This is a genomic window from Gramella sp. AN32, from assembly GCF_023718305.1.
Taxonomy (GTDB): domain Bacteria; phylum Bacteroidota; class Bacteroidia; order Flavobacteriales; family Flavobacteriaceae; genus Christiangramia; species Christiangramia antarctica.
This window is the reverse complement of sequence record NZ_QEYO01000003.1, coordinates 166,114-192,668: the sequence shown is the minus strand read 5'-3', so window position 1 is coordinate 192,668 and position 26,555 is coordinate 166,114. Positions and strand designations below refer to the sequence as shown.

Genomic DNA, 26,555 nt, shown 5'->3' with positions numbered 1-26,555 from the left:
TTTATAAATTTACTTTAGTCCCAATATTTTCACCGGTCACTACTCTTAAAAGATTTCCCGGAGTATTCATGTCGAACACTACAATGGGAAGTTCATTTTCCTGACTTAGCGTAAAAGCGGTGGTATCCATCACTTTTAAACCTTTCTTGATCACATCTTCAAAGCTAATAAAATCAAATTTAGTGGCTTTTTTATCTTTTTCAGGATCTGCATTGTAAATCCCATCAACCCGTGTACCTTTCAGGATAACGTCTGCATTAATTTCAATAGCCCTTAAAACTGCTGCAGAATCTGTGGTAAAATAGGGATTACCGGTTCCACCTCCAAATATTACAACTCTGCCTTTTTCTAAATGCCGGATAGCTTTTCTTCGGATAAAAGGTTCAGCCACCTCATTGATCTTAATGGCAGATTGCAGCCTGGTTTGTATCTCTGCATCCTCCAGTGCGCTTTGTAAAGCGAGCCCGTTTATAACGGTGGCAAGCATTCCCATGTGATCACCCTGGACGCGATCCATGCCGCGGCTGGCTCCGGAAACACCTCGAAAAATATTTCCGCCACCTATCACGATGGCGAGTTCAATTCCATGGTCTACTACACTTTTAATTTCCTCGGCATATTCTGCCAAACGCTTTGGATCTATGCCATATTGACGTTCGCCCATTAGCGCTTCTCCGGAAAGTTTCAAAAGTATTCGTTTATAATGCATAGCAGATTTTTAATTAATCGTTGCAAATATAGCTAATATCTGAATTTGTAAAATATTCTGAAGTTAATTTGGAAAGCTTTAGCAACTTCGTTCCGTTTTAAATGCCTGACAGTTTTATCTAGCTGTATTTAAAAAAATTAGAAGTGGCTGGATTTTTGCTACTTTTGAGAAAGGAACATTTAAAAAAAAATTCAATGGGAATCTATGGATATTACATCATCGCCGGGATTATTTTTCTGGTTAGCATGTATGTGAGCAACAAACTAAAAAGCAAATTTAAGAAGTATTCTAAAGTCCATCTTCAAAATGGATTAAGCGGTAGGGAGATCGCCGAAAAAATGCTTCATGATAATGGAATTAATGATGTAAAGGTGATTTCCACACCTGGAATGCTTTCAGATCATTACAATCCTGCCAAGAAAACGGTTAACCTTAGTGAAGGCGTTTTTTCGCAACGTAATGCTGCGGCTGCTGCGGTTGCTGCCCACGAATGTGGACATGCCGTACAACATGCCAAAGCTTATAGCTGGTTACAAATGAGGAGTAAATTGGTGCCAGTGGTAAGTATTGCCTCTAAATTTTCGCAATGGGCTATTTTTGGTGGATTGATACTGATGACTATGGTTGGAGCAGGAGTAGGAAAAACCGTGTTGTTAATTGGAATTATTATGTATGGTTTAGGAACACTCTTTAGTTTTATAACACTTCCTGTGGAATATGATGCTAGTAAGCGTGCACTGGTTTGGTTGGAAACAGAAAATATGTTAACCAGAGCGGAGCATGATGCTGCAGAAGATTCGCTGAAATGGGCAGCAAGGACTTATGTAGTAGCAGCTGTTGGTTCACTGGCCACTTTATTATATTTTGTAAGCTTATATATGGGCAGGGATTAGTAAATTCTTCACTCGAGTATATGAAGAGGATTATTTGACTATATTTTTTTTATTAAAAAACTACTTTTAATAGACATTAAATTTTGATCTGCCTGTTAATTTGCTGGTTTAAGGAAATGAAAGTTTCGGTTCTGGACACACCTTCGATCGCCTGAATGTCTTTGTTTAAAACATTCATCAAATGTTCATTATCCCTACAAAGGATTTTTAGGAAAATAGACCAGTTACCCGTAGTGTAATGACTTTCGATAACTTCAGGTATTTGCTTTAGCTTTTGAACTGCCTGGGGATTGCTTACTGCTTTATCCAGATAGACTCCTACAAAAGCCATAGTCTTATACCCCAACATTTTGGCGTTCAGCATCATCTTTGAACCCTCAATAAGTCCGGAATTTTCCAGTTTTCGAAGCCTTTGGTGCACCGCGGCCCCGGTTATCCCTATTCCTTTGGCAATTTCTAAGATGGGGCGTTTGGCATCTTCCATTAAAGCAGTAAGAATTGTTTTATCGATTCCGTCCAGCTTTACATTCTCTTTAATCATTTTCATTTGGGGAAATTTTTTGATTGTAAAGCTAATTTACAAAAAATGCTTTCAAATATTAATTACCCACCGCACCAAATGGATTATATCCTAGATAATCTACCTCTTTTTCTTTAAAAATAATACCATGAGTTTCTAATTTTTTGAGTATGGGTTCGTAAACCTCTTTTTTAATAGGAAGTTGTACTCCCGGAGTTTCAATTTCACCATTTAAGATCATAATCGTAGCGATAGCAACGGGTAAACCCACCGTTTTAGCCATAGCAGTGTAGGTTTGATTTTCGCCAACACTTACCATGGTGGAATCTATCTGGTGCATTTTTCCATTTAACTCATAACCGAATTTGTGGTACATCACGATCATATCTTTATCATCTTCAGATAAAGTCCATTTATCCATTAATATCTTCTGAAGCGCCATTGCGGGTGTAGCGTCTTTAATCCCGATTTTTTTACTAGGATTAAAGAGGTCGAGTTCAATCAATTTTTCCCACATGATATCATCCTGATCGATCTTTAAATTATGCCGCACTTTTAGTTCTACAGAATCACTTGGAGAATAAGGAAGAAAAGAATTTATAAAATCACGATAGCTCATTTCTTCAGAATTGTTCATGGCGAAACTATCATCAGTCATTCCTAATTGAACGAACATATTCCAGGCACGACTAAAACCTACTTTCCTAATAGTCCCGCGGTATAAAGTAAGTATCTCATCCAGCCCATAAATACTTTGATATTTTAAGGAATTTCGGTTTGCGTAACCTTCAAATTTTCCATAGCCTTCAATTTCCAGAAATTCTGTCCTTCGGAAAAGTCGGTGATAGGGGATGTATTTATATTTTCCTTCCTGGATAAATTCAGCAACACCTCCCTGGCCGGCCACCACCACATTTCGTGGGTTCCAGGTAAACTTATAGTTCCAGAGATTGTTATCGCTTTCCGGAGCCACCAGGCCGCCGGTAAAAGATTCAAAAAGAACCATTTTTCCGCCTTTTTCCCGAATCCGGTTCAAGGCCTGCATCGCGCTCATATGATCAATTCCCGGGTCTACCCCAATCTCATTCATAAAAACAAGTCCTTTCTTCCTGGCTTCTTCATCCAAAGCCTGCATCTCTTCGCTTATATAGGAAGCAGTAACCATACTTTTTCCAAACCTGAGACAATCCCGAGCCACCTCAATATGAAATCTGGCGGGCAACATGGAAATGACAATATTGGCTCTTTTTACAGCAATTTCCCGACTTTCAGAATTAAAAATATCCAGTTCAAAAGCTTCGCAGCGACGATGGTCTTTACAAGCTTTTTTGGCATTTTCAAGTTGAAGATCCCCAATTCTCAAGTGCAGATTTTCAGTTTTTGCCTGATCGAGTAAGTAACTTATGAGGGCAGAGGTAGATTTTCCCGCGCCCACAATTAATATTTCTCGCATAAAATAAATTAGTTTTGTGTAGTGCAAACGAATGTACTAATCTTTAGGAGGAAATAAAATTTGAATATGCAGCGAAAATTTTTAATTACTGGGGCGATATTGGGTTTAATTGCGGTACTATTTGGAGCTTTTGCTGCGCATGGTCTAAAAGATCTCCTTTCTGTAGAAAGTATTGCAACTTTTGAAACGGGAGTGAAATTTCAAATGTACCATGCACTTCTCTTTTTAATTTTAGGCAGCCTGGAATCTCAGCTTAAAAAATTGAATAATTTAATTTTTTTTATGTTTTTAAGTGGGATTATCCTCTTTTCAGGTTCCATTTACCTGCTTGCTACGAATAGTCTATATGCGTTCGATGCTGCAAAAATAGCTATGCTCACACCGCTTGGAGGAACAATTTTAATCACGGGCTGGGGGATGTTGATATGGAGGTTTATAAAGTTAAAATCGAAATAAATTAAAACAGATTAGCACTTTATCTACTTAAGATTTTTACTTTTGTACCACTATACACACAACAGAATTGATTTTTTATGGTTGAAAACACCCAAATTACGAAAACGATTTCGTTAGAGGATTACGGGATCAACAATGCTAAAGTTCATTATCAACTATCTCCAAAAAAACTTCACGACAAAACGATTGAAATGGGACAGGGGCAGGATACTGCTTTCGGTGCCCTAGCGGTGAATACCGGTGAGTTTACCGGGAGGTCTCCAAAGGATCGCTTTATAGTTGAAGATGCGATCACCAAAGACAAAGTTTGGTGGGGAAATATTAATATTCCGTTTGATGCAAAAAAATTCGACCTCCTTTATAATAAGGTGGTAGCTTATTTAGGCGGAAAAGAAATCTTTGCCCGTGATGCTTATGCCTGTGCCGATGAGGAATATAGATTGAATATTCGGATCATTAACGAATATCCATGGTCTAACATGTTTTCCTATAATATGTTCCTGAGACCAAATGAGTTTGAGCTTGAAAATTTTAAAGAAGACTGGCTGGTGGTAAACGCACCTGGATTTAAAGCTAATCCTAAAGTTGATGGAACCCGTCAGGAGAACTTCGCGATCTTAAATTTTAGTAAAAAAATTGTTTTAATAGGAGGAACCGGGTATACCGGGGAGATCAAAAAAGGAATTTTTTCAGCCTTGAATTTTATTCTTCCGGTAGATAAAAATACACTTCCCATGCATTGCTCTGCAAACGTTGGGGAAGAAGGGGATACCGCGATTTTCTTCGGGCTTTCAGGTACGGGTAAGACAACGCTTTCAGCAGATCCTGATAGAAGACTTATTGGGGACGATGAACATGGCTGGACTCCTGAAAATACTATTTTCAATTTTGAAGGTGGTTGCTATGCAAAAGTGATCAATCTTTCCGAAGAAAATGAACCGGATATCTATAATGCGATTAAACCCGGGGCAATTCTGGAAAATGTGGTGATGGATAAAGCCGGAAATGTAGATTTCGCCGATACTTCCATAACCCAAAATACCCGGGTGAGTTACCCGATAGATCATATTCATAATATTCAGGAACCCTCAGTGGGTACTAATCCTAAGAATATATTTTTTTTAACCGCAGATGCCTTTGGTGTTTTGCCTCCCATTTCAAAATTAACCCCGGGACAGGCTGCTTATCATTTCATAAGTGGTTACACAGCTAAAGTTGCAGGAACTGAGGAAGGTGTGGAAGAACCACTACCTAGTTTTTCCGCTTGTTTTGGTGCACCCTTCATGCCTTTGCACCCTACTAATTATGCTGAAATGCTCAGCAAAAAAATGAAAGAGGCGCATGTAAATGTTTGGCTGGTAAATACCGGCTGGACCGGTGGGCCTTACGGAATTGGAAATAGAATGAAACTGAAATATACCCGTGCGATGATTAGTGCGGCTTTACAGGGAAAACTTGAGAAGGTGAATTTTGATACTCATAAAATTTTTGGTTTACAAATGCCAACCGAATGCAATAATGTGCCTTCTGAAATACTAAATCCTAAAAATACCTGGAAAGATCAGGCTGCCTACGATCTAAAAGCGGGTCAGTTGTCCAGTTTTTTTACTGAAAACTTTAAAAAATTTGAGGCTTATGCCAATAAGGAGATTATGAACGGAGCACCCAAATAATAGTTTTAGTTGTTAGTTGAAAAGAAAAATCCGGTTGAAAGACCGGATTTTTTTATTTTATACTGAAGTAATAGTTTGTTACGCGTGCTTTTTATTTACGTCGTTTATATACTTCGTAATCGCCATCGTCATACTTGGAGTTTCCGGAGTTGGCGCTTTAATGTTCACGGTTAATCCGTGTTCTTTTGCAGCTTTGATGGTTGTGTTGCCAAAAACCGCGATTCGTGTATTATTTTGTTTAAAATCAGGGAAATTTTCGAAAAGTGATTTGATACCGCTTGGGCTAAAAAATACCAGGACATCATAGGTCACATCTTTTAAATGTGAAAGATCACTAACCACAGTTTTATAAAACACTGCTTTTTTCCACTCTATACCTAATTTATTCAAGGTTCTGGGAACATCAGGTTTCAGCATATCTGAAGAAGGTAATAAAAACTTCTCATTTTTATATTTCTTGATAAGCGGAGCCAGTTCAGCGAAAGTTCTTTTCCCAACATAGATTTTACGCTTTCGGTAAACCACATATTTTTGCAAATAATAAGCAACTGCCTCGCTTAAGCAAAAATATTTAAGGGTATCGGGCACTTTGTAACGCATTTCTTCAGAAATTCTAAAAAAATGGTCTACTGCATTCCTACTGGTAAGTATGATCGCTGTAAATTTAGTAAGATCAACTTTTTGTTGCCTTACTTCCTTCGATGGAACACCTTCAACATGAATAAAAGGAATGAAATCAATTTTAACTTTTTGTTTTTCCTCAAGTTCAAAATAAGGTGAATTTTCTACCTTGGGTTCTGGCTGAGAAATCAAAATTGTTTTCACTTTCATATACGATTCTTCTTTTAATCTTATTATTTTGTAATGACCTTAAACAAAATATAATAAGGGGCGATTTCAAGTGCGCAAAGGTACAAAATAAAATAGAACCAATTTTGTATAAGTTGTCCTTGATATCTTTTATAGATAAGAAAAATGGCAATAGCGTTTCCAAGTATAATAATGATACCGATTACGGCAAGAATTAAGGTGTTTGGCTGTACCGCATAAATTAGTATTAATGAGCTTAAAAACAATAAAATGGAAAGAAAAGAGCGGTAAGAGAATTTCTGAAAGAGGTAATAATCGATTTTTTCATCTAATTCAAAAATATTTGCCACGATTTTTTCAACTCCTGTTTTAATTAAAACAAAACAAATAAAGGCAGTTATTATGCGAATAAATATAACCAATGGAGAATATTCCGTCTCAAAAAAATAGCGATAGATTATATATATGAAGATGGAGGTGACAATGCTTTGAAATAATAGCATTAATATGTTAAAAGGATGAAAAGCCCTGTTTTCCTTTCCCTTAAAGGATATAAATTTACCCGAGCTGAGCAAAGAGATGAATTCCTGGAACCTTTGTGAGTAGAGGGATTTCGCAATAACAAGGAGAAGAAAGCAAATAATAAAGAGAAGCGTGATCCAATCTCGATATTCATAAGCTCTTTCTACTGCTTCCATAAAAATATTTTTACAAATGTAAAATTATTGTGTATCAAACCTCGTTTAATGAACAGGATTTGATCATTAAATTTGGCTACATTTGTGCAAAAATTCAGGAAATGGTAAATGGGATAATTATTATACCCACTTATAATGAAATTGAAAACGTTGAGCGCATTATACGCAATGTGTTTTCGCAAAGAAGAAAGTTTCATATTCTGGTGGTCGATGATAATTCCCCTGATGGTACTGCAGAGAGAGTCCGGCAATTGCAGGCTGAGTTTGAGGATCGTTTGTTTATTGAAGAAAGAATGGGAAAGCAAGGCCTGGGAACAGCCTATATCCACGGTTTTAAATGGGCACTCAAAAAAAATTATGATTATATTTTTGAAATGGATGCCGACTTTTCCCATAATCCTAACGACCTTGCCAGATTATACAATGCGTGTAAAAGAGGGGAAGCTGATGTTGCCATTGGTTCCCGATATATTACAGGGGTAAATGTGATAAACTGGCCTATGAACAGGGTTTTAATGTCCTGGCTGGCCTCAAGATATGTTCGTTTAGTTACCGGAATGAATATTCAGGATACAACGGCTGGTTTTGTTTGTTATAAAAGAGAAGTGCTGGAAAATATAAATTTGGCCCAGATTCAATTTGTTGGATATGCATTCCAGATCGAAATGAAGTTTAAAGCACATTTGCTTAATTTTAAAATAGTTGAAGTTCCTGTGATTTTTACAGATAGGACCAGAGGAACTTCAAAAATGAGCGGCTCCATAATTTCAGAAGCCGTTTTTGGCGTAGTAAAAATGAAGGTGAAAAGTCTGTTTAACCGTATAAAAGTTTGATGAAAAAGGTTTTAATTAAAAACGCAAAGATCGTTAACGAAGGAAAAATTTTTGAAGGTGATGTTTTTGTAGAAGATGGTATAATAGCTGAAATTTCAGACAGTATTAGCGCAAAATCTCCAGATGTTCATATTTTTGATGCTGAAGGCACCTATTTGCTTCCAGGTTTAATTGACGATCAGGTACACTTTAGGGAACCCGGTTTAACTCACAAAGAATCTATTGAAACAGGGAGTAAAGCTGCCGTAGCTGGAGGGATTACCTCTTTCATAGAAATGCCCAATACCCTTCCGCAAACAACTACCATAGATTTACTGGAAGAGAAATTTCAAATTGCCGGGGAAACTTCGTATGCCAATTTCTCTTTTATGTTTGGCGGCACCAACGATAATTTGGAGGAGATTGAAAAAATCGACCCTAAGAAAGTTGCCGCTTTAAAATTGTTCTTGGGTTCTTCTACAGGGAATATGCTAGTTGATGATGAAAAGGTTTTGGAGAAAATATTCAAAAAATCCCCCGTTCTCATCGCTGCTCATTGTGAGGATGAAGAAACGATCAGGAAAAATCTTCAGGAATGTGTAGAGCGGTATGGAGAAGATATTCCCATGGAACTTCATCCTAAAATACGCAGTGCAGATGCCTGCTATAAATCTTCATCAAAAGCGGTGAGCCTGGCGAAGAAGACAGGAGCCAGATTGCACGTTTTTCATATTTCTACGGCGAAGGAACTTAGTCTTTTTAGCTCTAAAAAAGCTTTGAAGGATAAAAAAATTACTGCGGAAGTATGTATCCACCATCTTTGGTTCAATGAAAAGGATTATGCTTCGAAAGGAACCATGATTAAATGGAACCCTGCCGTAAAAACTGAAAAAGATCAGAAAGCTTTGTTAGAAGCTTTGTTAGACAATAGAATTGATGTGATCGCTACAGATCATGCCCCACATACCAAAGCTGAAAAGAAAAATGTGTATACCAAAGCCCCAAGTGGTGGGCCATTGGTTCAGCACGCGCTCCCGGCATTGTTGCAAATGCACCATCAGGGGAAAATAAGTTTGGAGAAAATCGTGGAAAAGGCATGTCATAATCCGGCGATCCTTTTTCAAATTGAAAAAAGGGGATTTATACGTGAAGGCTATAAGGCAGATTTGGTCCTGGTAGACCTTAATGCTCCATGGGCCGTACAGCCGGATAATATTTTTTCAAAATGTGGCTGGTCCCCTTTTGAAGGTGTTACGTTTAAATCCCGGATCACCCATACTTTTGTAAACGGAAAACTGGTGTATAAAAACTTTAAACACCAGCCTTTCCTAAAGAATGCTGAAAGATTAAGTTTTGAGAGATAGGTTTGGATATATAGCGATTTTCTTCAGTTTTCTTTTGCTGAATTCCTGTCAGGATCTGGATAAAACAGAAAAGCCGCCAAATCTTATTTCTGAAGCCAAAATGGTTGATATTTTAACTGAACTGGCCTTAATACAGTCCGCTAGGAATTATAACAAATTCAAATTAGAGCAAACCGGCATTCATACGGAAACATATCTCTACGAAAAATTCAATATTGATAGTTTACAGCTAAAGGAAAATATCCAGTACTATTCTTCCCAATATTTGACTTATGACCGCATTTATGATAGCGTTCACAACCGCATTCAGCGTATAAAAGATAAAGCTGATGCCCGCCAGCTCATAGAGCGAAAAATGCAGGACAGTCTGGATAGCATCAAAAGTGATTCTTTGAAAATTGACCGCGATTCTTTACAAAGTAAAAGGGATTCCATTTCGGGAATAAAGACTAAGGATAGTTTGACCTTACCACCAACCTTGCGAAAACTGGATAGTATGGATCGTGGAAATTAGTGATCTGCTTTATAAAATTCTGTAGTTTCTTCAATCACCTCTTTTACAGGCTGAAATTTAAAATTTAACTGATCTTCAATTTTTACGGAAGAATACCTTTCCTCTTTGAATAAGCCATATATCGATTCCCTGGTGATTTGCCTCTTTCCTCCAAACCAACTGCCAATTTTCTGAAAAATCCAGCCCATTGAAATCATCCATTTTTGAAGTTCCTGTTTTGGTTTCTTTTTTTGCAGGCTTTCCGCGGTGAGATCGAAAATTGTTTTAAAGCTCAAATTTTCAGAAATCAGGACAAAATTTTCATTTTTTATTTCTGAATTCATTAAAGAGATCATACCCGCTACCACATCATTAACTCCTACAAATCCAGTAATTTTTGGAAAATGATATTTTAATCCTTGATCAATTCGTCTAAAAATTGTGCCGCTGCCATCATCCCAAAAGCCCGGGCCAATGATGACCCCTGGATTCACAATAATTGCCTGTAAACCTTCTTGTGTTGCTCTCCAAACTTCAATTTCAGCACCATATTTCGAAATGGCGTAATCATTATGATGGCCTTCGGGGTTCCATTTGGCATTTTCATCGATGACCAGATTTCCTGGGTTTTCTCCAAGTGCGGCAATACTACTTACATGGCAAATCTTTTTGATGTTTTTCTGAATGCAGAAATTCACAATATTGGCAGTGCCTTCAATATTAACTTTTCTCAGCTTTTTTTCATCTGAAGGATCAAAACTGATATGGGCCGCGCAATGGTACACTTTAGTAATCCCTATAAATGCTAAGGTAAGTTGTGGAATATTTAAAATATCAGCTTCAAACCATTCAATTTTTTTGAACAATTCTTCAGCCTGCCCATCCGTGAGGTAATACTTAAAAACCTGTTTGACCTTACTTAAATCGCTGGAAGCTCTTTTTAAGGCCCTCACGTTTTCTTCCTGCTGAATCAATTTCAGCAAAAGATGTGAACCCACTAAACCTGTTCCCCCGGTGACAAGAATCATAAGGTAAATATACTTAAAGCACTTAGGAAAAATAAAGACTTATCCTATCTTTACCCACTAAAGTGGGATTTAATATCGCGCTTAAGGCTTATTTTGTATATTTTTCTACTTTGTGGACTTTCCGCAGGGCAGTTTAGTAAAAGGATTGCGATTTATGGAAAAAAATTTGATTAAAGAATTAAAATGGCGTGGGATGTTACACGATACCATGCCCGGGGTTGAAGAACACTTGAATGAAAAAATGCGTTCTGCCTATGTTGGTTTTGATCCAACTGCCGATTCCCTTCATATAGGAAATCTTGTGCCTATCATGCTTTTGGCACATTTGCAACGGGCAGGGCACAAACCTTTTGCACTCGTTGGAGGCGCAACCGGAATGATTGGGGATCCCAGCGGAAAATCCAGTGAAAGAAATTTACTGGATGAGAAAACGTTGCGGCATAACCAGGAATGTGTGAAAAACCAGCTTTCCCAGTTTTTAAACTTCAAGAGTGGAAATGAAAATGATGCCGTTTTAGTGAATAATTATGACTGGATGAAGGATATCAGTTTTCTGGAATTTATCCGCGATGTGGGGAAACATATCACGGTGAATTATATGATGGCCAAAGATTCTGTAAAAAATAGAATTTCCGGGGAAGGGACTGAAGGGATGTCTTTCACTGAATTTACCTATCAACTGGTTCAGGGATATGATTTTTTTCATTTATACGATGCACATAAGGTAAGCATCCAAATGGGGGGAAGTGACCAGTGGGGAAATATCACCACCGGGACTGAACTTGTGCGACGAAAAGCCGGGGGTAAAGCCTATGCGATCACCTGTCCTTTAATTACAAAAAGTGACGGTAGTAAATTCGGAAAAAGTGAAGGTGGAAATATCTGGCTGGATGCGACTAGGACATCTCCTTATAAATTTTATCAATATTGGTTGAATACCAGTGATGAAGATGCCGAGAAATATATTAAAATCTTCACCTTTCTTGAAGAAGAAGAGATCAAGAAGATCATAAAGGAACATAAAGAAGCACCACATCAAAGATTACTTCAAAAAACGCTGGCAAAAGAAGTTACGATTACCGTGCATAATGAGAATGAATATGAAAATGCGGTAAAAGCTTCAGAAGTATTATTCGGAAAAAGCACCGCGGAAGACCTTAAAGGTTTAACTGAAAAAACCTTCCTGGATATTTTCGAAGGCGTGCCCCAGGCTGAAGTTTCCAGAAATGATATTGCGGAAGGATTGGATATGATCGCAGCGCTTTCCGCAAAAACAGGGTTTTTAAGTTCCAATGGGGAGGCCAGGAGAGCTTTAAAAGAAAATTCGGTTTCCGTAAATAAAGAAAAAGTAAAAGAAGATTTTATAATTTCTGAAAAAGATCTTCTGAATAACAAATATGTGATCCTGAATAAAGGAAAGAAAAACACCTACATCATTCGAGTAGTGGATTAAAAGTATAAACCCCTTCAAAATCTAAAATAGCGAAGGGGTTTACAACTAACTAACCAACTAAATATGAAAAAACTAACCTAACCAGCAACCAGTTTCATATTAATAACTGCCTGCAGATAGTGGGTCGAAATAAGCTGGATTAGTTTACAAAAATTAGAAGAAATTTAAGTCTTTTTTTGATCGTACCCTAAAGATCTGAAAATGTAAATGCAGATAAATTTTCCCTCTTGGTCGTAGTTGGGACTCTTTTTGTCTATCCTTCGACTGCGCTGCCATTGATGTATTTTTATTTAGGTATTAGAGACCCTGAAACCAGTTCAGGGTGATGATGCGGGTTTTTAGAAGTGCCGTCATGCTGAACTTGTTTCAGCATCTTATTAGAGATGCTAAAAAATATGTCAATTCCCAATGCTAGATAAATTTTTTCAGGGGTCTCAGGATGACAAAAAATTACATTAGAAAATTAATCGGATATACATTTCTTTTTAGAGTGCCATAAGATTACAACCGCGAATATCGCTATTATCAAATCTTCCCAGAATTTCTATTTTTTCATCTTTAATTTTTCCAAGATCCTGAGTGGCTATAAAAGAACAGGAATATAAATTAGCAAGATCGATCACATTAATGCCGCCTGTTTTACTTTCGGGAAGGAAAGTTAAAGCATCTTCAGGATCACGAATGAAGATTTTCATCCAGGGTGGACATTCAAAAATTCCATTTCCGTGGGAATATGCCTGTGATAATAATTCCGTCATCCCATATTCACTATGAATTTCAGCAACACCGAAACCTGCTTTCAAAATTTCATGGAGTTCTTCGCGAATCATCTCTCTGCGCCGTCCTTTCATGCCGCCGGTTTCCATGATTATCGTATTTTTTAAGTTGAATTTCTGGGAATCCACAAGATCTAACAGGGCAAAGGAAACGCCTATTAAAAGTATCTTTTGGCCCGAAGTATCTAATTTCGATAGTTTTCTGGAAAGTGAATTCAGATCATTTAAATAAAATCCGCTGTCTGGATTGCCGGATTGCCGGATCAATGCATCAACCATATAAATCAATGATGAGCCTTCCCGTTCCAGGTAGGATGGGAGTAAAGCTAAAATCGCATAATCTTTAGGATTGCCATAAAATTCTTTAAAAGCAAGATTGAAGCTTTTTTCATATAGGGAAATATCAGCAACGTAGTGTTTGCTGGTTAGTGGCCCGGTTGTACCACTACTGGTAAACATACGCTGAGATTCTTTTTTTGTACTAATAACTTCTTTTGTCTTGAAAAATTCAATGGGTAAAAAAGGAATTTCGGGTGTAGTCTTTACATTATCTGGATCCTTCCTGAGCAGATTCGAAAATTGCTGATAAACTTCATTATTCTCATACTGAAATTTATAAACTTCCAGGCAAATCCGATCAAATTCAGAAGGATTGGAAATATGGAAAATTTCTTTCTCGAGCATTAACTTCAGAAGATTTCAGCAAAATTAAGGAATAAAAAAAGCCTCTGAAACAGAAGCTGGAAAAATAAAAGAGGTGCTAATTTATTTTACGATCAGTTTTTTAGTTGCCCTGGAACTACCTTCTTCAATCTTTAAAATATAAATTCCCGGTGTAAGTGTGGAAACATCTAATTCCCTCCCCCTTAACTGAGTTTTTTGAACCGGTTTGCCCAAAATATTAAAGATCTCGATCTTTTTTTCTTTGTTGAGAGTAGTAGAAATATAAACTTTCCCACCAGTTACCGGATTGGGATAAATAGAAAGCCCGTCAATTGGACGCTCTGTTCTTAGAGCAGAAGGATTTGATTCCTGTGCAATGGCCGGAGAGGCAAAAGCAAGGAAACCAAACAATAAGAAGACCAAAAAGTATCTTTTCTTCATTCTCTAAATTACAGATTAGCACAAACTTACAAATAAAATTTCAAAAATCCTGCCATTAAATTTGAGTTGTAGGAAAATATTAAAATAAAAAAGCGGACTACAAAAAATGCGTCCGCTTTTTAAGGCTAAAAATTATATTCAAAACAAGGTTAATTCACCCAATTGAAAATATTGACATCTACGGTGGCTTCAGTATTATAAGTGGCATCCAGAGTAGCTCCAATTCCCTCAATTTGAATTCCGCTAAGGTCAGTTCTAGTTTCTTCTGTAATATCTAATACAGTGTCATACCCGCTTAAAGAAATACCGGTAATGGTCGCTCCAGATTGTTTTTTGAATTGTAAAGCGGTGCCTCCTGTAGTGGATACAGCGGTAAAATTAACAATTCGTGGATTTCTGTTTTCACCATCTGCTTCAACCGCCGTTGAAAAATTAGGGATCGTATGTTTTACATAAGTATTAGTAATAGTGCCATTCCAACCTTCAGTCCAGTCTACTGCATCGTCTTCATTGTTCTCCAGATAGAAGTTAGTCACAGAAACAGATCCGCCGAAGAATTCCACACCATCATCAGCTCCATTAAGAATAGCTACGTTTTCAATAGTAGTACCAGATCCTACTGCATATAAGGATAATCCATTGTATTGAGATTCCGCATTTATTTGCGCTCCTGCATCCTTAATGATGAGGTAAGAGATAGCACCTGAATTGTCTTCACTGTCATTTCCACCATAAATAATACCCCCAACTTCGGCAGTTGCATTCGCCCCGGCAGTAGTTTCAGCATTCCCGGCAATGACCAAACCGCCCCAGCTTCCAGGAGTCCCGGAAGTAGATTCCATAATTACGGGATTATTTTCAGTTCCCTTAATATTGATCATACCACCCTTTTGAACTACAATATAAATACTGGTAGATTCATTTTCAGCATCACTGCGTGCGGTGATGGTTGTTCCGGCAGGAATAGTTAAGCTTGCTCCATCGTTTACAGATACAACTCCTGAAATCACATACTCGGTACCTGCATCCAGAGTTAGGTTGCTTTCAATTATATTTGGAAGAATGGCAACCTGGCCTCTGTTGCTAATCCAATTAAATAAAGAGACATCTACAGAAGCAGCACCAGAATAGGATTTAGAAAGATCTGCATTGGCTCCTTCTACTTCGATATTGGAAACATCAGTTCTGGTTTCTTCAGTCAATTCAATTGAAGTGTCATAACCTGATAAAGAAAGACCGGTAATAATTGCTCCAGATTGTTTCTTGAATTGTAAAGCTGTACCACCGGTAGTAGACACAGCGGTTAAATTATTGAATTTTGGACTGTTGTCTTCCCCATCTCCTTCCAGAGCAGTTGAGAAGTTGCCAATCGTATGAAGAATGTAAGCATTGTTTACAGTTCCGCTCCAACCTTCAGTCCAGTCAATTGCATCATCTTCGTTATTTTCAAGATACATATTGGAAGCTGAAACAGATCCACCGAAAAATTCCACCCCGTCATCAGCTCCATTAATTAAAGCAACATTCTTGATAGAAGTTCCTGAACCTACGGCATAAAGTGAAAGTCCGTTAAATTGAGATTCCGCATTGATTTGGGCACCGGCATCAGACAAAATCAGGTAATTGATGGATCCTGAATTATCAGTATCGTCACTCCCACCATAGATAATTCCACCAACTTCAGCAGTTGCACCAGAACCGGCAGTAGTATTAGCATTCCCTGCGATGATCAAACCACCCCAACTTCCGGAGTTCCCATTGGCAGATCTCATAATTACCGGTGCGGAAGAGGTTCCCTGAATCTTAATTTTGGCTCCTTGTTGAATCACGATATAAACGTTGGTCGCATCACTTTGATCCAGATCAGCATCAGCAACTATTTCAGTTCCGGCAGGAATAGTTAGCGTAGCTCCAGATTCGATGGAATATACCCCTGTTAGGCTATACGATTGGGAAGACTCTAAAGTCACGTCTTCTGTCACACTACCATTTAGTTCGGTCCCCGTGGGATTGCCCCCGGAATTCGTGGGATCTATTGGTTCGATCACCAATTCGTCATTGCTACAGGAAGTTGCAAAAATCGCAACAGCAGCAAGAGTCAGCATACTTTTAAATCTTGTTTTCATGGTTTAGATTTTAATTTTTCTCTAATCGATTAATAATAATTTCAGTTTTAGAAAGAATAGCTCACCCCAAGACTTAAGACAGCGCCCCTGGTGTAACTTCTAACTGTTTGGTTGGTTTCTCCTGCATTTCCGGAGGTAGGTCTAATCGCCTGATATCTTTCGATTTCAGGATTAAGCAAATTCTGCCCGCGGAATTCAAGAACCCAGTTTTCACTAAGTTCCTTGGCCATAATTAAATCCAGCGTGACAAATCCTTTTTCTACGATTTCGTCATTATAGAAAACGTTGGTTTGGTTTTGAGTTTCAGGTGCTCCCAAAGCATAAATTTTGTCTGAAGCATAAGCTCCAACTAAGGTTGCTCTAAAGGGATTATCGGTTTCCGTAGAAATATTGGCAGATGCATTAAAAATCCAGTCGGAAGCCCCCTGTAATCCAATCTCTTTTTTGTTATTATATCTAAAGGTTCTTACGAAGTTGCCATTGGCATCATTTACATTTTTAAGATCCTGTTTGTGCCACATTCTGGAAACGTTTCCAGAAACAGCCACATCAAATCCTTCCGGCGCTTCATTTTCATAAACGTCCATTCTGGCTTCTAATTCAAGGCCATAAATATTTGCTTCTTCTCCGGCGTTGAAATAAGAAAACACACCGGCAGCACCCCTTTCCTGTACTTTATTGATAGGGTCTTTAATATTCTTATAGAAACCTGTTAATGAAATTAGCTCTCCTGAACTTGGGAAAATTTCATATTTAAGGTCAAAATTTAAGTTGTTGGAAGCTTCCAGATTTGGGTTGCCACGCGTCACTTGTCCTGTTTGGGAAACATACTCAAATGGAGCTACTTCTTTAAACTCTGGCAGGGTGATCGTTTTACTGGCAGCTAACCTAATATTTGAATTTTTTGTTGGGGAAAATTTCAAGTTAGCCGCGGGATAAATATTCTCGTAATTCTTATAAACGAAATTCGGAAGGTTTACGGGGTAGTTATTTACATCAAAAACTACATGCAGATCATCGTTTTGATATCTGCCTCCAATATTGATATTAAATTTTTCAGTTCCGTAGTTGAAGAATGCATAACCGCTATACGATTTTAAAGTTCCAATATAAAGATCTGGGCTAAGTTGGTTAAAGCTTAATCTCCTGGAATTAAAGTTAGCAGTGGTGAAAACACTGGAAAGATCATCAATAGAAGTGGGATTCACTGTGTTGAATTGATTTTCATCAGCTCCGAAGAATTGAGATATAAAATCCCTGTCTTTTTTTCGATAATTACCTCCAACTTCAACAAAAACTTTCTTCTCAGAATCCTCCTCGTCAGTTAAGAAATTATAGCGGTTGTTAAGCAAGGCATTTAACTCGGTATCATCAATTTTTTGTGTTGATTTTCTTTGTTGATATCCACCCGTTCTACCCAGTTGAATTGGTAACGTAGGACTTATATTCACCTCATTTCGAATTCGGTTTGGCTCATCGGCATTTACCAAATTGTATCCAACTCCCCAATCCAGCTCATTTTTTCCATCAAAAAAAGAGTGGTCACCATGTAACTGATTTACCCAAAGACGGGTTTGCTTGATGTTCTGATCACGCACGAACTGATTAAAATCTTCCGCGGTATTGGTTTCTTCAAAAACAACGCCTTCGCCATTTCTACCGGCTTCAAAAACCTCATCAGTTAATTTGTTGATGAAAAGACTCGTTGCTTTTAAACGATTATTGTTATCGATCTCAAATCCAAGATCTATAAGGGCCGTGGTATTATCAGTTTTGGAAAAATTGGTAGCATCGGTAAATTCATCTTCCAGGTCATTACTTTTGTAATTTCTGAAAACTCCCTGATTATATTCAAATTTTACCGATTGTGAGGCGGTAAGTAAAGTTCGAAGCTTTCCAAATTCTTTTCCGGCAGTTAAAGAATAGGTGCGGTTGATGGGAAAAGGATCTTTTTTGGTATTCCAGGTTTGATTATTTAAGGAATATTCAGTTGGAACTTTTTGATCATAAAAACCAAAATAGACATCATCCTGGTTAGGAGAAACTTTAAAATTGCTGAATTCCCCAGCGGCATTGGTATTTACACCAATTCTTAACCCAAGATCCAATTCATCTTTACCTCTTAATTCCCTGGAAATAATATCGATATTCCCTGAAGCCTGATCGGCAGATGTTTCTGGGGAAAAGGTTTTATTAATACTCACATTCTGAATAACGCGGGTTGGAAAAAGTCCCAGATCAATATTTTTTCTTTCCACATCGTCTGAAGGGATAGGAAGACCATTCATGGTACTGTACAAATAGCGGTCTCCCAGCCCACGCACAAAAATATCCCCCGATGCTTCACTACTGGTTACTCCTGAAATCTTAGTGGTCGCCGTACCAACATCAGAAACTCCTAATTTTGCCAGTTCCTGGGCTCCAATACTTTCCTTAATTTCAATTGAATTTTTTTGTTCTATTAATAAAGCAACCTGTGAATCTTTTCTGGAAACCGTAGTAATCACAATTTCTTCAAGAGCGGCAGCACTGGAGCCTAATTCCGTATTAATTTCTGTGACTTTTCCCGCTTCAACATTTACTTCAGGAATTTCTAAAGTCTCATATCCTACGAAGCTATATACTATGGTATAAGTTCCGGGCTCCAGATTATTTAGAGAATACAATCCGTCAAAATCTGATGTAGTTCCTTTAGAGGTGCCTTTAATCACCACATTCGCAAAAGGAAGAGGTTCACCGTTCATTTCCTTGTCGGTAAGCTTTCCTGCGATAGATCCGGTGGTAGTTTCCTGAGCCTGGGATATGGTTGTAAAAAATATAAGAATTGCAATAAAATATTTCATGTTTGTTATTTGCTATAAAATCTTGATGCAAATTAACGGCGGGTAGGTAAAGCCTGTGTTAGGTGAGGATTAATCCTTTGTCATTATAGTGTTAGCTTAATGTTACTAATTCCAAACCCGTGAAGTATATTGAAATTAATGGTTAATTTTAGAGCAACTAAATCATACATTTAAGTCATGAAGAAAAAGGACATTCTTATTTTATTGGTAGATGACGAACCGGATATTCTCGAAATTGTTGGATATAATCTCTCTTCGGAAGGTTACCAGGTAATCACGGCAAGTAATGGTGCAGATGCAGTTAAACTTGCCAAAAAGAGGGAGCCACATTTGATTATCTTAGATGTGATGATGCCTGAAATGGATGGAATTGAAGCCTGTGAACAAATAAGAAAAATGCCTGATCTGGAAAATACGATCATTACATTTCTGACCGCTCGTGGAGAAGATTATTCACAAATGGCCGGTTTTGATGCGGGGGCTGATGATTATATAACAAAACCTATAAAACCGAAAGTCCTGGTTAGTAAGGTAAAAGCTTTACTGCGACGTTTTCGAGATAGTGAAACATCTGACGGAATCCTAAAATTGGGCGATATCATTATAAACAGGGAAGAATATAAAGTGATTCAAAATGGCAATGAAATGTCCCTTCCCCGTAAGGAATTTGAATTGCTCTCTTTACTGGCTTCAAAACCCGGCAAAGTCTTTCAACGTGAAGATATTCTGGATATGGTATGGGGAAATGATATTGTAGTTGGGGGAAGAACTATTGATGTTCATATTAGAAAACTCCGGGAAAAAATTGGAGACGATAAAATAAAAACCGTAAAAGGCGTAGGCTATAAACTGGTAGTTTAATGTCGGCAAAATTCAAGAGATCATACAGGTTTTCTACCCGAACTTCCATTTATTTAACCATATTTTTGGGAGTTTTTATGACGCTGTTCATGTATCTTGAAGTGAAATTTTCCTGGTTGTATCTACTGATGTTTATGACCGGATGTTTCCTTTTTTCCTTTTTTATTATCCAGTATAGAGTTGAAAGATTTATTTATCGAAGGATTAAAAAGATCTACGACGATGTGTCGCTACTTGACGCCAAAAATCTGAATCCAAGCCAGATCACTACAGATATGTCCAGCCTTACTCGTGAAGTTCAAAAATTCGCGGAAGATAAAAAGCTGGAAATCGAAACCCTAAAAGTTAGGGAAGCCTATCGAAAAGAATTTATGGGCAATGTATCCCACGAATTAAAAACGCCTTTATTTACCGTTCAGGGGTATATCCTTACCTTAATGGATGGCGCTTATAAAGACAAAGCGGTGAGGAAAAAATATTTGACCCGGGCCAGTAAAGGAGTGGAAAGGTTAATCTACATCGTTAAAGATTTAGACATGATCACTAAGCTTGAAGTAGGTGAGCTGCACCTTTATTATGAAACCTTTGATATTATTGAATTAATAAAATCTTCTTTCGATCTCTTAGAGATGAAAGCGGCCAGGAAAAATATCACCTTAACTTTCGATATGGATTATGTAAAACCTGTTTTAGTAAGAGGTGATAGAGAGCGAATTCAGCAGGTGCTAAGTAACCTGGTGGTAAATTCGATTAAATATGGAAAGAAGGATGGAACTACTGAAGTTAGCGTGGAAAATCTTATTAAAAATAAAGTGATTATTAGAGTAACCGATAATGGGGAAGGTATTGCCAAAGAAAATTTGCCCAGGCTATTTGAGCGCTTTTACAGAGTAGATAAAAGTGGCTCACGCAAGGAGGGTGGCTCCGGTTTAGGACTTTCCATCGTAAAACATATCCTGGAAGCCCACGGGGAAAAAATCTATGTAGAAAGCGTGTTTGGAATAGGAAGTGAATTCTCATTCACTATGGAAAAAGGAAAAGAGGTCCCCGAAGGTACTACTATTGCTGAAATTCCTTAGACCTGAATAATTATCAACATTTTTCAGTAAAGAAAATTTAAATGCGTCCTGCTTTACAAATGGGGCAACGCCCATTTTCTCTAGTCTTTCAGCTAAATATTCCTGTTCGGGCTGGCCGGGCGTAGGGATGAAAAAGACCTTTTTTTCCAACTGGGAAAGATCCATTAAAGTAGAATATCCAGACCTGGAAATTATTATTTTGCTGGAATTAAGAGCTTCCTGCAAAAACCTTCCGTAGAGATGGTTCTTGATCAAAACATTCGGGTTAGAACTGGCTGTTTTCGATTCGTCAAAAACTCCACGAATAAAGAGGATCTTTTTATCTGAATTTTCAATTTCTTTTAAAAGGATATTTTCGAGTAAAGTTCTCTGCGGTTCAGGGCCACTAAGCAAAATAAGATAATCGAATACTTCAGGCGGATTGGTCTTTTCAAACCGGCTCAATATGCCTATATATTTGATGTTTGGATCTTTTATCTTCTGATGCCCCAGAATTCCGCTGAGGTTTTTTGCATCTGCAACATCGGGAATCCAGCATTGCTCAAATTGTCCAATAAATTTATGATGGATATAACTGCTTAAAAAAGTAGTATTACCGCTTAACACTTTTAACTGGTGGGTGATAAAAATATTTTTCTTCAGTTTTGAACTTCTAACCCCAAAGCGATTATCAGAAATTATTCCTTCAATCCCGTACTCTTTTACAATCTTGCGGGTAAGCTTTTTTTCGGCTTTGATCGCTTTGAGAATTTTAGGGGAATCTTTTAATAATTTCCATTTAAGATTTTCTCCTTTTTCTGAATATTGAATGTCATAAGTGGGTAATTCAATATGAATGAGCTTAGGGAATTCCAGCCTGAATAATTCGAGGGCAGCGCCATCTGAAGCTAATACTGGCTCAAAATCAAATTTTTGTAATTCTTTTATAATGGGAATGCACCGTGCTGCATGTCCCAGGCCCCAATTAAGTGCGGCTACAAGAATCCTTTTTTTCTTCATATAACAAATATATTCTTATAGCTATCCCTTTGTTTTTCTTTAATTTTACCAAAATATCAATTTTTCATTGGGAAGTAAGAACAAACTTAAGAGATTCAGGGAAAACGAAACATTCAATAATGTTATCCAGCCTTCAAGAGAAGAGTTGACAGATCAGAAATTTCCTTTAAAAGGAAAATGGAAAAAGGATTTTTTCAAAAATGATCATCCCATTGTTTTAGAACTAGGCTGCGGAAAAGGAGAATATTCCGTAGGCCTGGCTAGAAAATATCCTGAAAAGAATTTTATTGGGGTCGATATAAAAGGCGCCAGGTTTTGGCGTGGGGCGAAAACTGCACTGGAGGAAAATTTAGGGAATGTTGCTTTTCTAAGGACGCAAATTGAGCTTATCGATGATGCTTTTGCTGAAAATGAAGTAAGCGAAATTTGGATCACCTTTCCAGATCCACAAATAAAATACAAACGCACTAAGCACAGATTGACGAATTCAGATTTTCTGCAGAAATATAAAAAGATCCTTATCCCTGAAGGAACCGTGCATTTAAAAACAGATTCAGAATTTATGCATGGTTACACGCTGGGACTTCTCCATGGGCAGGGGCATGAGATATTATATGCGCATCATGATGCCTATAGTAATGAATATTCGCCTAAATCGGTTACCGCCATACAAACATTCTATGAAAAACAGTATCTTGAAAAAGGAAAACCTATCACCTATATTCATTTCAAGATAAAATAGCGGCAATTGGAAGAAACCAAATTATTCCTTATCACTTTTTTTGCGGCATTTCTGGGGGTTATTCCGCCGGGTTTAGTGAATATGACTGTTGCAAAAACCTGTGTGGAAAGTGGTAAAAAGAATGGAATGTATGTGGCCATTGGTGCTTCCATTATTGTTCTTATCCAGGCTTTAATTGCGGTTTTACTGGCAAAATATATTTTTGATCATCCCTATATCAGAAAAATTTTATTGCGGGCCGGTCTGGTAATTTTTTCCATACTAATGATATATTTCTTCCTCCAGGGAAAAAATCGAAAAGGGATCCATCACCATTCTAAAAAAGCCAATGCCAATAGTATTCTTAAGGGAATGCTGGTAGCAGTGCTAAATATTTTCCCCATTCCTTATTTTGTTGCGATTGCCGGTACTATGGATGTTTCTTCTGATATATCTTATGACTGGTCCATCGTTATAAGTTTTTCCCTTGCAGCAGCTTTGGGAACTTTCGCCACCTTATATCTCTATGTCATCTCCTTTATTAAAATTGAAGAAAAAGCGGAAACTTTTGCAAAATATTCCAATTACTTTATGGCACTTTTGATGCTTGTGCTGGTAGTGATCACTATTATTAGAATTTTTACTTCTTCGCAGTGACAGATCCTGGTTTCTTTCAAAAAGTTTATGACGTTTGCAGGCTCATTCCTGAAGGACGGGTAACTTCTTACGGTGCCATCGCCAAATACCTGGGTTCCGCGGGAAGTGCACGTATGGTAGGATGGGCAATGAACTCTTCAGGACGAATGGCTGATGTTCCTGCACATAGAGTAGTAAATAGAAACGGACTTCTAACCGGGAAAAGCCACTTTGGGGATAGTAATGCCATGCAGAACCTACTAAAAGCTGAAGGAGTAAAAGTAAAGGATCTAAAAGTTCAGGATTTTGAAAAACTCTTTTGGGATCCCATGAAAGAATTGAATTAAGGATTTCTTCTTCCTATAATTTTCGCCTATTCCCCAATAAATCTAATGTTTATAAATCCTTTATATTCTTAGCATTTCCACTTATATTTGCATTTAGAATCAGTCTAAGTAAGACGTATAAAAACTGGTTTAAAATTGCTTAAATGAAATTAGATAGAAAAGATATTCTGAATGCGCTTGAGTCTGTAAGTCTTGCCGGTGAAGGTAAAAATATGGTTGAAAGCGGCGCGGTTCAGAATGTGATGACTTTTGGTGATGAGGTGGTGGTAGATCTTGTGATGTCCACTCCTGCATTGCATATTAAGAAAAGGGCTGAGGTAGACATCATGAAAACTATTCATGAAAAGGTATACGAAAAGGCAAAAGTCAAAGTAAATATTAAAGTTGAAACTCCCAATAAGAAACCTGAAATCAAAGGTAAAGCCATTCCAGGGATCAAAAATATTGTAGCGGTCGCTTCAGGAAAAGGTGGCGTGGGTAAATCTACAGTTACCGCAAATATAGCAGTGACCCTGGCAAAAATGGGCTTTAGTGTAGGAATATTGGATGCTGATATCTATGGTCCCAGCACTCCCATTATGTTCGATGTGGAAGCTGAAAGGCCACTTTCGGTAAATATCGCCGGGAAATCTAAAATGAAACCTGTAGAGAATTACGGCGTAAAGATTCTTTCCATTGGATTTTTCACCAAACCAAACCAGGCGGTTGTTTGGAGAGGACCCATGGCGGCGAAAGCTCTAAATCAAATGATTTTTGATGCCGCCTGGGGAGAACTGGATTTTATGTTGATAGATCTCCCTCCGGGAACCGGTGATATTCATCTTTCTATCATGCAATCTTTGCCTATTACGGGGGCGGTAGTAGTAAGTACCCCGCAAAACGTAGCACTGGCAGATGCTAAAAAAGGAGTGGCAATGTTTCAGCAGGAAAGCATCAATGTGCCTGTTTTGGGAATCGTGGAAAACATGGCTTATTTTACTCCTGAGGAATTACCTGAAAATAAATATTATATTTTCGGGGAAAAAGGGGCTAGAGATCTTTCTGAAGATTTAAAAGTTCCATTTTTGGGAGAAATCCCCTTAGTACAAAGTTTAAGGGAATCTGGAGATATTGGAAGACCGGCGGCATTGCAAACCGGAACACCTTTAGAAACTGCTTTCAAAGAAATTACCCGAAATATAGTGCAGGAAACGGTAAATCGAAATAAAACACTTCCTCCAACCGAAGCTATAAAAATTACTACGATGGCAGGTTGTAGTGCAGTTAATAAAAAATAAATGACGACTGAAGAAATAAAATTAAATGTTGAAAAGGCACTTGACGAAATTCGTCCTTTCCTGGAAAGTGACGGGGGAAATATTTCTTTGGTTTCTATCGAAGATGATCGTTTGGTAAAAGTGCAACTTGAAGGTGCCTGTGTTGGCTGTACCGTAAATCAAATGACTTTGAAGAGCGGGGTGGAGATGACGATTAAAAAATATGTGCCTCAAATTGAAAAAGTGGTCAATATAGAAAGATAGCCATTTTCAGTAAAAAGAATTTCATGATCAAAACCGATATACTTATAATTGGAGCCGGGCCTACAGGCCTTTTTGCAGTTTTTGAAGCGGGATTGCTGAAGATGAAATGTCATCTAATTGATGCTTTGCCGCAGCCGGGCGGGCAGTGTTCAGAGATATATCCCAAAAAGCCCATCTATGATATTCCAGGATTCCCGGAAGTTCTTGCTGGTGAACTGGTAGATAATTTGATGGAACAAATCAAACCGTTTGAACCTGGATTTACTTTAGGAGAACGCGCTGAAACTATTGAAAAACTAGGAGATGAGAGTTTTATAGTTACTACCAATAAAGGTACAAAACATCATGCCCCCGTCGTGGTGATTGCCGGCGGATTGGGAAGTTTCGAACCCCGTAAGCCTCCTATCCCGGGAATTCAGGATTTCGAAGAAAAAGGCGTTGATTATTTTATCAAGGATCCGGAAGTGTTTAGAAATAAAAAAGTGGTGATCGCAGGTGGAGGTGATTCAGCATTAGACTGGTCCATTTTCCTGGCAGAGGTTGCCGAAGAAGTTTCCTTAGTTCACCGTAGAAAAGATTTCCGTGGAGCATTGGATTCCGTAGAAAAAGTGGAAGAACTTTCCAAAATTGGTAAAATCAATTTAATTACAAATGCTGAAGTTGTTGATTTAAAAGGCGATAATAGCCTTAAAACGGTTATTATTAGACATAAAGATGAAGTAAGAGGGGAAGAGGAAAAAACCGCAGATCATTTTATTCCCCTTTTCGGACTTTCCCCCAAACTGGGGCCCATTGCAAATTGGGGACTGGAAATTGAAAAAAACGCGATAAAGGTTGATAATGCGTATGATTATCAAACTAATATTCCGGGAATTTATGCTATTGGTGATGTGAATACCTATAAAGGCAAATTAAAGCTGATTTTATGTGGATTTCATGAAGCTGCGATCATGTGCCAGAGTGCTTACCAAAGGATTAATCCGGACAAGAAATATGTCATGAAATATACGACGGTAAGTGGCGTGAATGGTTTCGACGGAAGTAAAAAAGAAGCGAAAAGAGAAGTTGTTAAGAACATTAATTAAACTTTAATCATTCTGAACAATCCCTTGAGGCAAGTGATAAAAAGTTTTAACTAGCGCAGGAAATTGACGTATTTTAGAATATCTAATAAGATGCTG

26 protein-coding genes are annotated in these 26,555 nt (G+C 37.8%); 15 read left to right on the top strand and 11 right to left on the bottom strand.

Translation table 11 applies throughout. From position 1 onward, the window contains the following. Window position 1: 1 nt before the first annotated feature. A complete protein-coding gene (pyrH, locus tag DHD80_RS05260) occupies window positions 2-709 on the bottom strand; it encodes a UMP kinase (RefSeq protein WP_251740098.1) in 708 nt (235 codons plus the stop codon). A gap of 200 nt (window positions 710-909) precedes the next feature. On the opposite strand from pyrH, the gene DHD80_RS05255 reads away from it, so the two are divergent. Next, entirely contained in the window at window positions 910-1,602 is a 693-nt protein-coding gene (locus DHD80_RS05255; protein WP_251740259.1) for a zinc metallopeptidase, read from the top strand. 76 nt (window positions 1,603-1,678) lie between these two features. Here the strand turns inward: DHD80_RS05255 and DHD80_RS05250 are convergent, their stop codons facing one another. Next, the gene (locus DHD80_RS05250; RefSeq protein ID WP_251740097.1) at window positions 1,679-2,149 is read right to left on the bottom strand and encodes an Lrp/AsnC ligand binding domain-containing protein; all 471 of its coding nucleotides are present in this window, start codon (window positions 2,147-2,149) and stop codon (window positions 1,679-1,681) included. A gap of 52 nt (window positions 2,150-2,201) precedes the next feature. Then, entirely contained in the window at window positions 2,202-3,575 is a 1,374-nt protein-coding gene (locus DHD80_RS05245) for a saccharopine dehydrogenase family protein (RefSeq protein WP_251740096.1), read from the bottom strand. A gap of 66 nt (window positions 3,576-3,641) precedes the next feature. On the opposite strand from DHD80_RS05245, the gene DHD80_RS05240 reads away from it, so the two are divergent. Both DHD80_RS05240 and pckA read left to right on the top strand, forming a co-directional pair. After that, window positions 3,642-4,031 carry a DUF423 domain-containing protein gene (locus tag DHD80_RS05240; RefSeq protein WP_251740095.1) on the top strand — a complete coding sequence of 130 codons (390 nt, stop codon included), beginning with the start codon at window positions 3,642-3,644 and terminating at the stop codon, window positions 4,029-4,031. 77 nt (window positions 4,032-4,108) lie between these two features. After that, window positions 4,109-5,704: a phosphoenolpyruvate carboxykinase (ATP) gene (gene pckA / locus DHD80_RS05235; protein WP_251740094.1), complete on the top strand. Its 1,596-nt coding sequence runs from the start codon at window positions 4,109-4,111 to the stop codon at window positions 5,702-5,704. 78 nt (window positions 5,705-5,782) lie between these two features. On the opposite strand, the gene DHD80_RS05230 is transcribed toward pckA, so the two are convergent. Both DHD80_RS05230 and DHD80_RS05225 read right to left on the bottom strand, forming a co-directional pair. After that, entirely contained in the window at window positions 5,783-6,535 is a 753-nt protein-coding gene (locus DHD80_RS05230; protein WP_251740093.1) for a uroporphyrinogen-III synthase, read from the bottom strand. A 23-nt stretch (window positions 6,536-6,558) separates the two neighbouring features. Then, entirely contained in the window at window positions 6,559-7,212 is a 654-nt protein-coding gene (locus tag DHD80_RS05225) for a DUF4271 domain-containing protein (RefSeq protein WP_251740092.1), read from the bottom strand. A 101-nt stretch (window positions 7,213-7,313) separates the two neighbouring features. On the opposite strand from DHD80_RS05225, the gene DHD80_RS05220 reads away from it, so the two are divergent. From DHD80_RS05220 to DHD80_RS05210, 3 genes are read left to right on the top strand one after another with little or no spacing between them, the layout of a single operon-like run. Then, window positions 7,314-8,045 carry a polyprenol monophosphomannose synthase gene (locus DHD80_RS05220; RefSeq protein ID WP_251740258.1) on the top strand — a complete coding sequence of 244 codons (732 nt, stop codon included), beginning with the start codon at window positions 7,314-7,316 and terminating at the stop codon, window positions 8,043-8,045. Then, the gene (locus tag DHD80_RS05215; protein ID WP_251740091.1) at window positions 8,045-9,388 is read left to right on the top strand and encodes a dihydroorotase; all 1,344 of its coding nucleotides are present in this window, start codon (window positions 8,045-8,047) and stop codon (window positions 9,386-9,388) included. Before DHD80_RS05220 ends, DHD80_RS05215 begins: the two co-directional genes overlap by 1 nt. Further along, window positions 9,378-9,902: a DUF4296 domain-containing protein gene (locus DHD80_RS05210; protein WP_251740090.1), complete on the top strand. Its 525-nt coding sequence runs from the start codon at window positions 9,378-9,380 to the stop codon at window positions 9,900-9,902. The genes DHD80_RS05215 and DHD80_RS05210 overlap by 11 nt, the downstream gene beginning before the upstream one ends. Here the strand turns inward: DHD80_RS05210 and DHD80_RS05205 are convergent. Further along, window positions 9,899-10,909, bottom strand: a complete 1,011-nt coding sequence (locus DHD80_RS05205; protein WP_251740089.1) for an NAD-dependent epimerase/dehydratase family protein — start codon at window positions 10,907-10,909, stop codon at window positions 9,899-9,901. The genes DHD80_RS05210 and DHD80_RS05205 overlap by 4 nt on opposite strands. Before the next feature lie 154 nt (window positions 10,910-11,063). On the opposite strand from DHD80_RS05205, the gene tyrS reads away from it, so the two are divergent. Then, window positions 11,064-12,362, top strand: coding sequence for a tyrosine--tRNA ligase (gene tyrS, locus DHD80_RS05200; protein ID WP_251740088.1), 1,299 nt, complete (start codon window positions 11,064-11,066; stop codon window positions 12,360-12,362). A gap of 485 nt (window positions 12,363-12,847) precedes the next feature. Here the strand turns inward: tyrS and DHD80_RS05195 are convergent, their stop codons facing one another. From DHD80_RS05195 to DHD80_RS05180, 4 genes are all read right to left on the bottom strand, one after another. Then, the gene (locus DHD80_RS05195) at window positions 12,848-13,822 is read right to left on the bottom strand and encodes an acyl transferase (protein ID WP_251740087.1); all 975 of its coding nucleotides are present in this window, start codon (window positions 13,820-13,822) and stop codon (window positions 12,848-12,850) included. An 81-nt stretch (window positions 13,823-13,903) separates the two neighbouring features. After that, on the bottom strand, window positions 13,904-14,242 hold the full coding sequence (locus tag DHD80_RS05190; RefSeq protein ID WP_251740086.1) for a T9SS type A sorting domain-containing protein: 339 nt from the start codon (window positions 14,240-14,242) through the stop codon (window positions 13,904-13,906). Window positions 14,243-14,391: 149 nt separating this feature from the next. Next, window positions 14,392-16,368: a hypothetical protein gene (locus DHD80_RS05185; RefSeq protein WP_251740085.1), complete on the bottom strand. Its 1,977-nt coding sequence runs from the start codon at window positions 16,366-16,368 to the stop codon at window positions 14,392-14,394. Window positions 16,369-16,415: 47 nt separating this feature from the next. Further along, a complete protein-coding gene (locus DHD80_RS05180) occupies window positions 16,416-19,211 on the bottom strand; it encodes a TonB-dependent receptor (protein ID WP_251740084.1) in 2,796 nt (931 codons plus the stop codon). Window positions 19,212-19,388: 177 nt separating this feature from the next. On the opposite strand from DHD80_RS05180, the gene DHD80_RS05175 reads away from it, so the two are divergent. Continuing rightward, complete coding sequence (locus tag DHD80_RS05175; RefSeq protein WP_251740083.1) at window positions 19,389-20,072, top strand: response regulator transcription factor; 684 nt, start codon at window positions 19,389-19,391, stop codon at window positions 20,070-20,072. Next, window positions 20,072-21,151, top strand: coding sequence for an ATP-binding protein (locus tag DHD80_RS05170; RefSeq protein ID WP_251740082.1), 1,080 nt, complete (start codon window positions 20,072-20,074; stop codon window positions 21,149-21,151). The genes DHD80_RS05175 and DHD80_RS05170 overlap by 1 nt, the downstream gene beginning before the upstream one ends. On the opposite strand, the gene DHD80_RS05165 is transcribed toward DHD80_RS05170, so the two are convergent. Next, window positions 21,089-22,150, bottom strand: coding sequence for a glycosyltransferase (locus DHD80_RS05165; RefSeq protein ID WP_251740081.1), 1,062 nt, complete (start codon window positions 22,148-22,150; stop codon window positions 21,089-21,091). The two genes, DHD80_RS05170 and DHD80_RS05165, sit on opposite strands and share 63 nt — an antisense overlap. A gap of 67 nt (window positions 22,151-22,217) precedes the next feature. On the opposite strand from DHD80_RS05165, the gene trmB reads away from it, so the two are divergent. The 6 genes from trmB to DHD80_RS05135 all read left to right on the top strand — a co-directional run bounded on the left by trmB (window position 22,218) and on the right by DHD80_RS05135 (window position 26,459). Then, window positions 22,218-22,892 (top strand): tRNA (guanosine(46)-N7)-methyltransferase TrmB, encoded by a 675-nt coding sequence (gene trmB / locus DHD80_RS05160; RefSeq protein ID WP_251740080.1) that lies wholly within the window; start codon window positions 22,218-22,220, stop codon window positions 22,890-22,892. Between the two features lie 6 nt (window positions 22,893-22,898). Then, window positions 22,899-23,528: a LysE family transporter gene (locus DHD80_RS05155; RefSeq protein ID WP_251740079.1), complete on the top strand. Its 630-nt coding sequence runs from the start codon at window positions 22,899-22,901 to the stop codon at window positions 23,526-23,528. After that, a complete protein-coding gene (locus tag DHD80_RS05150) occupies window positions 23,525-23,854 on the top strand; it encodes an MGMT family protein (protein WP_251740078.1) in 330 nt (109 codons plus the stop codon). The genes DHD80_RS05155 and DHD80_RS05150 overlap by 4 nt, the downstream gene beginning before the upstream one ends. 143 nt (window positions 23,855-23,997) lie before the next feature. Continuing rightward, window positions 23,998-25,131, top strand: coding sequence for an Mrp/NBP35 family ATP-binding protein (locus DHD80_RS05145; RefSeq protein WP_251740077.1), 1,134 nt, complete (start codon window positions 23,998-24,000; stop codon window positions 25,129-25,131). After that, a complete protein-coding gene (locus DHD80_RS05140) occupies window positions 25,132-25,374 on the top strand; it encodes a NifU family protein (protein ID WP_251740076.1) in 243 nt (80 codons plus the stop codon). It abuts the gene before it with no gap. Window positions 25,375-25,397: 23 nt separating this feature from the next. Beyond that, the gene (locus DHD80_RS05135; protein ID WP_251740075.1) at window positions 25,398-26,459 is read left to right on the top strand and encodes an NAD(P)/FAD-dependent oxidoreductase; all 1,062 of its coding nucleotides are present in this window, start codon (window positions 25,398-25,400) and stop codon (window positions 26,457-26,459) included. Window positions 26,460-26,555 lie beyond the last annotated feature (96 nt).

What these genes read in the sequence shown, in the direction of transcription:
- DHD80_RS05215 (WP_251740091.1), top strand. Translation starts at nt 8,045, where the DNA reads ATGAAAAAGGTTTTAATTAAAAACGCAAAGATCGTTAACGAAGGAAAA.
- pckA (WP_251740094.1), top strand. Translation starts at nt 4,109, where the DNA reads ATGGTTGAAAACACCCAAATTACGAAAACGATTTCGTTAGAGGATTAC.
- tyrS (WP_251740088.1), top strand. Translation starts at nt 11,064, where the DNA reads ATGGAAAAAAATTTGATTAAAGAATTAAAATGGCGTGGGATGTTACAC.
- DHD80_RS05205 (WP_251740089.1), bottom strand. Translation starts at nt 10,909, where the DNA reads ATGATTCTTGTCACCGGGGGAACAGGTTTAGTGGGTTCACATCTTTTG.
- DHD80_RS05250 (WP_251740097.1), bottom strand. Translation starts at nt 2,149, where the DNA reads ATGAAAATGATTAAAGAGAATGTAAAGCTGGACGGAATCGATAAAACA.
- DHD80_RS05165 (WP_251740081.1), bottom strand. Translation starts at nt 22,150, where the DNA reads ATGAAGAAAAAAAGGATTCTTGTAGCCGCACTTAATTGGGGCCTGGGA.
- DHD80_RS05245 (WP_251740096.1), bottom strand. Translation starts at nt 3,575, where the DNA reads ATGCGAGAAATATTAATTGTGGGCGCGGGAAAATCTACCTCTGCCCTC.
- DHD80_RS05185 (WP_251740085.1), bottom strand. Translation starts at nt 16,368, where the DNA reads ATGAAAACAAGATTTAAAAGTATGCTGACTCTTGCTGCTGTTGCGATT.
- pyrH (WP_251740098.1), bottom strand. Translation starts at nt 709, where the DNA reads ATGCATTATAAACGAATACTTTTGAAACTTTCCGGAGAAGCGCTAATG.
- DHD80_RS05240 (WP_251740095.1), top strand. Translation starts at nt 3,642, where the DNA reads ATGCAGCGAAAATTTTTAATTACTGGGGCGATATTGGGTTTAATTGCG.
- DHD80_RS05195 (WP_251740087.1), bottom strand. Translation starts at nt 13,822, where the DNA reads ATGCTCGAGAAAGAAATTTTCCATATTTCCAATCCTTCTGAATTTGAT.
- DHD80_RS05175 (WP_251740083.1), top strand. Translation starts at nt 19,389, where the DNA reads ATGAAGAAAAAGGACATTCTTATTTTATTGGTAGATGACGAACCGGAT.
- DHD80_RS05135 (WP_251740075.1), top strand. Translation starts at nt 25,398, where the DNA reads ATGATCAAAACCGATATACTTATAATTGGAGCCGGGCCTACAGGCCTT.
- DHD80_RS05230 (WP_251740093.1), bottom strand. Translation starts at nt 6,535, where the DNA reads ATGAAAGTGAAAACAATTTTGATTTCTCAGCCAGAACCCAAGGTAGAA.
- DHD80_RS05190 (WP_251740086.1), bottom strand. Translation starts at nt 14,242, where the DNA reads ATGAAGAAAAGATACTTTTTGGTCTTCTTATTGTTTGGTTTCCTTGCT.
- DHD80_RS05180 (WP_251740084.1), bottom strand. Translation starts at nt 19,211, where the DNA reads ATGAAATATTTTATTGCAATTCTTATATTTTTTACAACCATATCCCAG.
- DHD80_RS05170 (WP_251740082.1), top strand. Translation starts at nt 20,072, where the DNA reads ATGTCGGCAAAATTCAAGAGATCATACAGGTTTTCTACCCGAACTTCC.
- DHD80_RS05145 (WP_251740077.1), top strand. Translation starts at nt 23,998, where the DNA reads ATGAAATTAGATAGAAAAGATATTCTGAATGCGCTTGAGTCTGTAAGT.
- DHD80_RS05140 (WP_251740076.1), top strand. Translation starts at nt 25,132, where the DNA reads ATGACGACTGAAGAAATAAAATTAAATGTTGAAAAGGCACTTGACGAA.
- DHD80_RS05220 (WP_251740258.1), top strand. Translation starts at nt 7,314, where the DNA reads ATGGTAAATGGGATAATTATTATACCCACTTATAATGAAATTGAAAAC.
- DHD80_RS05225 (WP_251740092.1), bottom strand. Translation starts at nt 7,212, where the DNA reads ATGGAAGCAGTAGAAAGAGCTTATGAATATCGAGATTGGATCACGCTT.